An 8,821-nucleotide genomic window follows, 5' to 3' on the forward strand; every position below is an offset into this window, starting at 1 on the left:
GGTGCGCGTATTTGCTAAACGATTCTTTCGTCTAATAGAGTCATAGTTGAGTGACGGCCGAGCTGATTTTGCAACACATCTACCTCAACAACTCACAAGCGGAGGAATGTAGATGCGCGACTTATTGGTGGTCAAGCCTTGGACGGAACCGGTCCTGGATCGGATGGATCCGGCAGTGGACAGATTGACCGGTGTACCGGACCGGTCCTATTTTGAAGCGGAGCTGCAGCGTGTGTCGTATCTGGTGGAGACGGAAGTTGCAGGTGGGGCCAGTTATTGCGTTCTGATCGTGGGGCTTGATCAATTCCGGACCGTCAATCTTGTGCATGGTCACAAGGTTGGCGACCGGGTGCTGCAGCAGCTCGCATGGCGTATGCACGGTGTGCTGCCGCCTGCGGCTCATCTGGCCCGGCTGTCCGGCGATGAGTTCGGCATTGTGCTGAGGGCTGGAGTCGAGGAGACGGTTCATGTATGGGCGACCCGGCTGATGGACGCCATTCGCCAACCGGTTCGGTTGGAGGCGCGCGAGGTGCGGCTTACGGCGAGCATTGGGGTCAGTTTGGTAGTGTCGGATCTGTCTGATCGGGCGGACGGCGGCGTGGCGGGAGTTGGCGATTCAGCGGGCGAGGCGGCGTGGCGAAACGCAGGTATGGCGGTTTCGCTGGCCAAGCAGGAAGGCCGCAATCAAGTACGGGTGTTCAAGGGTGAATGGAAGCAGCGGTATACGCGTCGGATGGAGCTGGGGAACCGGCTGGCGCATGCGGTGGCGGATTTGCAGATGTCCGTAGAGGAACGGCATCCGAAATTCGATCGTTTGAAGCCGGTTTACGAAGGAGTAATGAAACGGCCGGAGTTTTCCTTGCACTTTCAACCTATCGTGCAGCTAACGAATGAACGGCCTTCCGGTTTGGAATGTTTGCTTCGCTGGACCTCCCCGCAGCTGGGGGCCGTCTCTCCGCTGGAGTTCGTGCCTTTGGCGGAGGAGTCGGGGTTGATCGTCCCGCTTGGGGAGTGGGTGCTGCGTGAGGCGTGCCGGCAGTGCAAGTTGTGGCAGACGGAGCATCGTTTGTTCCTGCCGGTTACGGTGAATGTATCGCCGCGGCAGTTCAAGGACAGCTTGCTCGCGGACACGATCGAGTCGATCCTGAAGGAAACGGGACTGGAGCCGGCCTATCTGAAGCTAGAAATCACCGAGAGCATGACGCTCGACATTCCGCAGGCGATCCAGACGCTGTTGCGTCTGAAGCGGATCGGCATTCTGATCGCGGTCGACGATTTCGGCACGAGCTACAGCTCGCTCAGCTACTTGAAGCAGCTGCCGATCGACATTATCAAGATCGACCAGTCGTTCATCAAGCCGCTGCACAAACATCCGATCGAAAAGTCGATCGTTCAGGCCATCCTTGATCTGGCGGCTCGGATGAAGCTGCGGGTAGTGGCGGAAGGCGTCGAGTGCACGGAGTCGATGCAACTGCTCCGACAGCTGCATTGCGAGGAGGCGCAAGGGTATTATTTCAGTCCGCCGGTTGCGGCGGAGCATATTCCCGCTTTGCTTCAGCAGTTGGCCTACTCGGATGAGGGGCCGGCGTCGGAGCAGGGGCGGGGGACGTATCGGATCAGGCGTACCGGCAGCGTTCGCGAATAGCGGATGCGCCGGTTTTTTGTTTGGTTGGGAGTGCCAGCGGCGGGTGTACGCCGTGAGCTTAGTCCCGGCTGCTGCGGTGCGCAGCCGACAGGAGGGCGTGCACGACGGCGGCGACGCCGTCGCGGTTGTGATGCGGCGCTATGTGGGACGCCGCCTCCTTGACCGCCGCAGGCGCCTGTTCCATCGCCACGCCGAGGCCGGCCCAGCGCAGCATGGCGATGTCGTTCGTGTCGTCGCCGAAGGCGGCGACTTGCGCGGCGGTGACGCCTATGCGGCGGCACACCGCCTGGAGGCCGGCGGCTTTGTCGACGCCGGCGGGGTGCACGTCGATCCGGCGGATGTGCGCCGGATCGTCGCTGTAGGCGGCGAGCGCGAAGCGCGCGTCCGCCGCCAGGCGCTCGTACAGCCCGCGGATGTCGCGGGGGGCTGTACGAGCGAGGGGCGGTGCTGACGCGACGGCGTCGGCCAGCAGCACCTTGAGCCACTCGCGCTGCAGGAGCGCTTCGGCCTCCGCCTTCGCCGCAGCGGCAAAACTGCGGTCCACAGCCGCCTGGGAGTGCATCGGCCGCCAATCGAACACCCCGCCGACGCAATACGCGCGGTAGCCGAGCCCGTGCTCGGCAGCCCAGCCGTGCAGCCACGCCCGGTCCGCCTGCGGCAGCGCCCGGCGCTCCAGCAGCTCGCCCGTCGGCGACCACAACTCGCAGCCGTTCGATGTGATGAACGGCGCCGTCAGCCCCAGCTCCCGGACGAACGGGAGCACCTTGGAGATGTGACGGCCTGTGACCAGCGTCACCTCTACCCCCTGGCCACGGGCGTAGTCCAGCGCCGCTCGATTGCGGCCTGACACATGCCCGTGATGGTTCAGCAGCGTTCCGTCAAGATCGAACGCGAGAAGCTTCAATGGCTCGCCCACGGCCTTCAACCTATCCAGTTCGAACATCGCTACAAACCTCCTGTTCCCAATCGATCCGTCTCAGCTATTGTTTCTGCTGCAAAATCTCTTTCATCAGTTGATTTTGTTCCGCGAGCAGCTGTTTCATTTCGGTTAATTCCTGCCTCAGGCTCACCATTTCGGTCTGGGTCTGATTTTTATGCGAGCTTACTCGGCGCACTAGCGTGTAAATAATAGAGCTGTTAATGGCGCCTCGAATGATTAGGAAAAAGATAAAGTACCCGAGTAGGCTTAGAAAAAAAACTAGAAGGAGTCCCTCCATTGCAAACTCTCCTTAAGTCGATTATAGCGAAAAATAGACTCGATTGCTCCATTGTACCAAAATCATCCAAATCCAACATATGAAAATAGTCCTAGTGTTTTCCTTTTTGACTATGCTATGATTGAATCAGTGGAAGCACCGCCATGCGCAAGCCCAGTGATTGGTCCTGGAGCGATGCGACAATGGCCGGTGCTTATTTTTTTGCGGCATCGGCAGATGGAGAGGGAGGAGAGCGGTTGTCTGTCGATCATGATCGATTGTTCAAGGAATTGATCCAAACGTTTTTCCAGGAGTTTATCCAGCTATTTTTGCCCGATGTGTATGAGGCGATCGATTTTGATCATCTGACCTTTTTGTCGGAGGAGCTGTATACGGACTTGTTGGCGGGGGAGAAGCACAGAGTCGACTTGCTGGCGGAGACGAAGCTGCGGGGCGAGGAGGCGCTCATTATCGTGCATGTGGAACCGCAAGCTTATTATCAGAGGACGTTTGCCGAGCGTATGTTTATTTACTCCAGCCGACTGTACGAGAAGTACCGGAGGAGGATTTTGCCGATCGCCGTGTTCAGCTATGATCGTGCAAGAGAGGTGCCGAACACGTTCGGTTGGGCGTTTTCCGCTTACGGAGGCCTGCATTACTGGTATTTTCCGATTACGCTAAGCAGGTACGGCTGGAGGGACTATATCCGACATGACAATCCGGTAGCTGCTGCGCTGCTGAGCAAAATGGGTTATACTGAGGAAGAAAAGGTGCAGGTCAAAAAAGAGTTTTTGCTTATGCTGGTGCGAATGAAGCTGGACCCTGCACGGATGCATTTGATCGCCGGATTCTTCCATACTTATCTGGTCTTGGGTGAGGCCGAAGAGCAGTTGTTGAAGGAGGAGATACGTTTGTCGGATCGTAGAGTTGAAGAGATTATTCATGATTTGCAATATTACTGGGACAAAAACACGCTGCAGCGGGGGATAGAGGAAGGCAAGATCGAGGGCAAAATCGAAGGCAAGCTGGAGGAGGCTCGCCGCTTCATCGGGATGTTTATTCAGACCCGGTATGGCGAAGCCGGCACGAAGCTGCTGGAGCAGATCGCTGCGATCAACGAGCTGGACCGACTGGAAATGCTGGGGGAAGCGATATTCCGGACCGAGCGTCTAGAAGAGGCGACCAAGCTTCTGGAGCAATCGAACTAACCTCACGCTTCCAAATGAAAAGCCTCCAGAACCACCGATAAAGTGGGACAGGAGGCTTCTTCTTTTTACACTTCAACTTACTTCGTCAGCTTCTCCATCTCTTCGATCAAGCTCTCGAACACGCTCATCGCTTGGCGGATCGGCTCCGGCGAGGACATGTCGACGCCCGCGCGCTTCAGAATCTCGATCGAGAAGTCGCTGCCGCCGCTCTTCAGGAAGCCCAAGTAACGGTCGACGGCCGGCTGGCCTTCGTCCAGAATTTGCTTCGCGAAGCTCGTCGCCGCCGAGAAGCCTGTGGCGTACTTGAACACGTAGAAGCTGTTGTAGAAATGCGGAATGCGCGCCCATTCCATCTCGATATCTTGATCTACGACCATTGCGGCGCCGTGGTACTGTTTGTTCAAGTCGTAGTAAATTTTGCTCAGCTCTTGATGCGTTAGAGATTCGCCGGCCTCGGCTTTTTCGTGGATGATTTTCTCGAACTCGGCGAACATCGTCTGGCGGAACACGGTCGTGCGGAATTGGTCCGCATAATACGTGAGAAGATACATTTTTTCCTTCGGATCGGTTGACTTGTTCAGCATATAGTCCATCAGCAGCGCTTCATTCGTCGTAGACGCCACTTCCGCCAGGAAAATCGTATATTGCGCATCACGGTAGTTCTGGCTGCTGTCGGACAAATAGGAATGGATCGCATGACCCATCTCGTGCGTCAAGGTGAACATGCTGTTCAAGTTGTCCTTGTGGTTCAGCAGCACGTAAGGATGGGTGCCGTAAGCGCCCCAACTGTATGCTCCGCTTCGTTTGCCTTCATTCTCGTATACGTCGATCCAGCCGTTCTCGTAGCTATCCTTCAAGATTTCCTGATAGTTCTGACCGAGCGGCTTCACGCTCTCCATCACGGTTTTCTTCGCTTCGTCAAAGGTGATGTCCATCTTGTATTCATCCACCAGCGGCGCGAACAGGTCGTACATGTGCAGCTCGTCGACCTTCAGCAGCTTTTTGCGGAGCTCCATGTAGCGGTGCAGCAGCGGCAAGCTCTCGTGGATGGCAGCAATCAGATTTGTATACACGCTGACCGGGATGTTGTCGCCGTACAAGGTAGCTTCCAGCGCGGAAGGATATTTCCTCGCCTTGGAGTAAAATAAGTTTTTCGTAATGTTGGCGCTAAGCGTTGCGGCTAACGTGTTTTTCTGTTTGGCGTACGTCGAGTACACCGCCTTGAAAGCCGATTCCCGCACTTCGCGGCTCGGGCTCTCGAGGAACTGGATGTAGCGGCCGTGCGTCAGCTCGATTTCTTCGCCTTTTTCGTTTTTGATCTTAGGGAATTTCAAGTCCGCATTGTTGATCATGCCGAAAATCGTCCCCGGCGCCGAGGACAGGTTGCCCACTTGCGCGAGCAGCGCTTCCTCCAGCTTGGAGAGAATGTGCGGCTTCTGGCGGAGCATATCCTCCAGCGTTTTTTTGTATGGAGCCAAGTCGGCGTTCCCGATCATCGCTTGCAGCTGCTCGTCGGACAGGGCAAGAATTTCCGGGGTGATGAACGACAGCGCTTCGCCCACCTCTACGCTCAGCTTTTTGGCTTTTTCGGATAAAGCCTGGTATGTAGATTCCGCCATATCCTCATGATGCTTCATGTTGGAATAGACGTAGAGTCTTTCCGTATGTAAGGAAATTTCGTCTTCGAGCGCGAAGCACTCCTTGACGGCTTTCACTTCATGCAGCTTACCTTCGAACTGAGGGACTTGCTTGAGCAGCTTTTTGACTTCTTCGAACTCGGCGTCCCATTTTTTCTGGTCGGCGAACAAATCCTCGATTTTCCAACGATGCTCGGCGGGAACTTCGGAACGTTTGGCTAATTGACTCATAGGTACCCTCCTATTGGATGATTTCGGTTGATCTTGGGCTGCTGCATCCTCCACGGGAAGCGCTGATGCGGCAGGTCGGGCGGCTGTGGGTAAAGCAAGTGCAAGCAGGCACACCGTCAAGGCGGCGGGAACGAGTTTCATGAGCTTGGATGCTCCTTTTTTCCGAAAGTTCGGCTAATCCTCGCCCTAGTATGACCGATGCCTCCCCACCTTATGAAAACCTGGAAACGATGGCTGCCTCTCCCTGCCCGATCGGAATCCGCCTACATGGAACCGATCATGCTGTACAGCAGCAGGAAAAACGAGCAGCTAACCATTACGATCGCGATTAACGCTAAAGTTCGCCGCAACTGAGGCGGTATCGTCTCCCGTTTCATGATCAGAATCAAAGCGAGCGAAAACGAAATAATCATGAACAGCAAAATCGAACCCGGATCGATCATGGCGCGCTCTTCCTTTCTTTCCTTGCTTGCCCTCTACAGGCCGCAGCTTTTCCTTTTCTCCACGGAGCCCCTCAATTCCTGCTCTGATCTAGCATATGTTGTCAGGCCTCCAATTAATAATGTCCGATGCTGCGCAAAATGTAAGGAGGGAGCGGTTTTTATTTGATTTCTACCTTGACGGAAACGAGCCGGGATGTCTACTATGGAAAAATAGCTGGCTTGCGGTATGGAGAAGGAGTGACTGAATTTGCTTAAACGTTTTTTGGCTTATTACGCGCCTCATCGAAAGCTGTTCCTGCTCGACTTTAGCTGCGCGATTCTGGCGGCTCTATTGGAGCTGGCGTTTCCGATGGCGGTGCAATGGATGATCGATTCGCTGCTGCCGTCGGGAAATTGGTCGATGGTCGCATGGGCGGGGGCTGGCTTGCTCGGGCTCTATTTGATCAGTATGGGCTTGCAGTTCGTAGTCAACTACTGGGGACACAAGCTCGGAATCAACATCGAAACGGATATGCGGCAGCAGCTGTTTAGCCATGTGCAGAAGCTATCGTTCCGGTTTTTCGACAACACGAAGACGGGACACCTCATGTCTCGCATCACAAACGATTTGTTCGATATCGGCGAGGTGGCGCATCACGGCCCGGAAGATTTGTTTATTGCAATGATGACGTTCGTCGGTGCGTTCGGCATTATGCTGACGGTCAATTGGGAGCTCGCTTGCATTACGTTTATTGTGGTACCGCTGCTCGTATGGCTGATCGTGTATTTCAATAAGAAGCTGAACGTCGCGGCGACGACGATGTTCGCCAGCATTGCGGATGTGAACGCGCGGGTGGAGGACAGCATTTCCGGCATTCGCGTGGTGAAATCGTTCGGCAACGAGGAGTTCGAGGAAGCGCGGTTCCGGGTAAACAACAAAGCGTTCCGGCTGGCAAAGCTGCGCTCGTACTTAGCGATTTCGTACAGCGCCTCCGGTATTTATATGCTGACGCGGATGATTTCGCTGATTGTGTTAGTGTTCGGGGCTTGGTACGCATTTCGCGGGGATTTGTCGTACGGGCAGTTGGTTGGGTTTTTGCTGTATGTGAACATTTTCCTGAAGCCGATCGACAAAATCAACGCACTGATGGAAAATTACCCGAAAGGGATGGCCGGCTTCAAGCGGTATTGCGCTTTGCTCGATACGGAGCCGGATGTGAAAGACTCGCCGGGTGCCGTTGATGTTGCGCGGCTCCGGGGAAATATTGAGTTCCGCGGTGTGACGTTCGGCTACGAAAATCATACGCAGGTGCTGCGCGGGGTGGATTTGAGCATCCGCGAGGGGGAAACGGTGGCATTCGTCGGCCCTTCGGGGGCAGGCAAGTCGACTTTGTGCAGCTTGATTCCGCGGTTTTACGAAGTGGACGAAGGCACGATCGAGATCGATGGGCTGGATATACGCCGAATGACGCAGCGTTCCTTGCGCTCGCATATCGGCATCGTGCAGCAAGAGGTGTTCCTGTTCAACGGCACGATGCGCGAAAATATTGCCTACGGACGGCTCGGCGCTTCGGATGCGGAGATCGAAGAGGCGGCACGTCGGGCGCATCTCGGCGCGGTTATCGACGCGATGCCGCTGGGACTGGATACGCTGATCGGCGAGCGTGGGTTCAAGCTGTCCGGCGGGCAGCGGCAGCGGCTGGCGATCGCGCGGATGTTCCTGAAAAATCCGCCGATCCTGATCTTGGACGAAGCGACGTCGGCGCTCGACACGGAGACGGAGGCGGTCATCCAGCAGGCGCTGGAGGAGCTCGCCGTCAACCGCACGACGCTTGTCATCGCGCATCGCCTCGCCACGATCCGCCACGCCGACCGTATCGTCGTCGTGACGGAGGAAGGCGTGGAGGAGCAGGGCACGCACGAGCAGCTGCTCGCGGCGGGCGGCGTGTATGCGCGCCTGCATGCGGCGCAGTTCGCGCGGCTGGAGCAGCCCGCTGCGGTAGCAGGCGGCGCTGTTGCCGCCGGCGCCGGCGCCCGCGTTGGTTCTGCCGCGCCTGCGAGGGGGTAAGTACCGCCACTGCGAACCCCTCTCGATTGTTGCTCGCCAGTTAGTTTGTGGTAAAATAAGGATATTGCAAATTGCAATCTCGCGTGATGCACACGCCGCTTGCTCCCTCCCGGAGTTGGCGGCTTTTTAACAGATTAGAGTTTAAGTTCTTCACCCTATTGAAGCGTCAGGGGTTTCCTGACTTACGGGGAGTCGGACTGCAGAGCAAGGTACTTGCAAGGTACTTGGCGATCGACTGACGGGGTTGCATCTACCGCTCCTTCACAGTTCACTCTCTGATTGTCCGCACGACACTCCCGATCCCGGCCAGTAACTACTCATAAGGGAAGGAGAGACAGTCTCCGCACGCTACTCTACTCTGAAAATTCGCCCCCTTTTCAGTAACCGTGGCGCCGCCTCGTAGCAACGGTGTCA

General features: G+C 56.2%; 6 protein-coding genes. 3 read left to right on the forward strand and 3 right to left on the reverse strand.

Annotation, left to right across the window (positions count from 1 at the left end; all coding sequences use genetic code 11):
- Nucleotides 1–112: 112 nt before the first annotated feature.
- Complete coding sequence (locus tag PKO02S_RS19065; RefSeq protein WP_127585432.1) at nucleotides 113–1,645, forward strand: putative bifunctional diguanylate cyclase/phosphodiesterase; 1,533 nt, start codon at nucleotides 113–115, stop codon at nucleotides 1,643–1,645.
- A 58-nt stretch (nucleotides 1,646–1,703) separates the two neighbouring features.
- On the opposite strand, the gene PKO02S_RS19070 is transcribed toward PKO02S_RS19065, so the two are convergent.
- On the reverse strand, nucleotides 1,704–2,588 hold the full coding sequence (locus PKO02S_RS19070) for an HAD family hydrolase (RefSeq protein WP_127585433.1): 885 nt from the start codon (nucleotides 2,586–2,588) through the stop codon (nucleotides 1,704–1,706).
- A 510-nt stretch (nucleotides 2,589–3,098) separates the two neighbouring features.
- Between PKO02S_RS19070 and PKO02S_RS19075 the strand changes: the two genes are divergently transcribed.
- A complete protein-coding gene (locus tag PKO02S_RS19075; RefSeq protein ID WP_373865219.1) occupies nucleotides 3,099–4,049 on the forward strand; it encodes an Rpn family recombination-promoting nuclease/putative transposase in 951 nt (316 codons plus the stop codon).
- Between the two features lie 77 nt (nucleotides 4,050–4,126).
- Here the strand turns inward: PKO02S_RS19075 and pepF are convergent, their stop codons facing one another.
- Together pepF and PKO02S_RS19085 are read right to left on the reverse strand one after the other, a co-directional pair.
- Nucleotides 4,127–5,917, reverse strand: coding sequence for an oligoendopeptidase F (gene pepF / locus PKO02S_RS19080; protein WP_127585434.1), 1,791 nt, complete (start codon nucleotides 5,915–5,917; stop codon nucleotides 4,127–4,129).
- Nucleotides 5,918–6,180: 263 nt separating this feature from the next.
- Nucleotides 6,181–6,360, reverse strand: coding sequence for a hypothetical protein (locus PKO02S_RS19085; protein WP_127585435.1), 180 nt, complete (start codon nucleotides 6,358–6,360; stop codon nucleotides 6,181–6,183).
- A gap of 247 nt (nucleotides 6,361–6,607) precedes the next feature.
- On the opposite strand from PKO02S_RS19085, the gene PKO02S_RS19090 reads away from it, so the two are divergent.
- Nucleotides 6,608–8,407 (forward strand): ABC transporter ATP-binding protein, encoded by a 1,800-nt coding sequence (locus tag PKO02S_RS19090; RefSeq protein WP_127585436.1) that lies wholly within the window; start codon nucleotides 6,608–6,610, stop codon nucleotides 8,405–8,407.
- Nucleotides 8,408–8,821: the final 414 nt, after the last annotated feature.

It is taken from the genome of Paenibacillus koleovorans NBRC 103111 (assembly GCF_004000845.1).
Classification (GTDB): domain Bacteria; phylum Bacillota; class Bacilli; order Paenibacillales; family NBRC-103111; genus Paenibacillus_AA; species Paenibacillus_AA koleovorans.

What these genes read in the sequence shown, in the direction of transcription:
- PKO02S_RS19065 (WP_127585432.1), top strand. Translation starts at nt 113, where the DNA reads ATGCGCGACTTATTGGTGGTCAAGCCTTGGACGGAACCGGTCCTGGAT.
- PKO02S_RS19070 (WP_127585433.1), bottom strand. Translation starts at nt 2,588, where the DNA reads ATGTTCGAACTGGATAGGTTGAAGGCCGTGGGCGAGCCATTGAAGCTT.
- pepF (WP_127585434.1), bottom strand. Translation starts at nt 5,917, where the DNA reads ATGAGTCAATTAGCCAAACGTTCCGAAGTTCCCGCCGAGCATCGTTGG.
- PKO02S_RS19085 (WP_127585435.1), bottom strand. Translation starts at nt 6,360, where the DNA reads ATGATCGATCCGGGTTCGATTTTGCTGTTCATGATTATTTCGTTTTCG.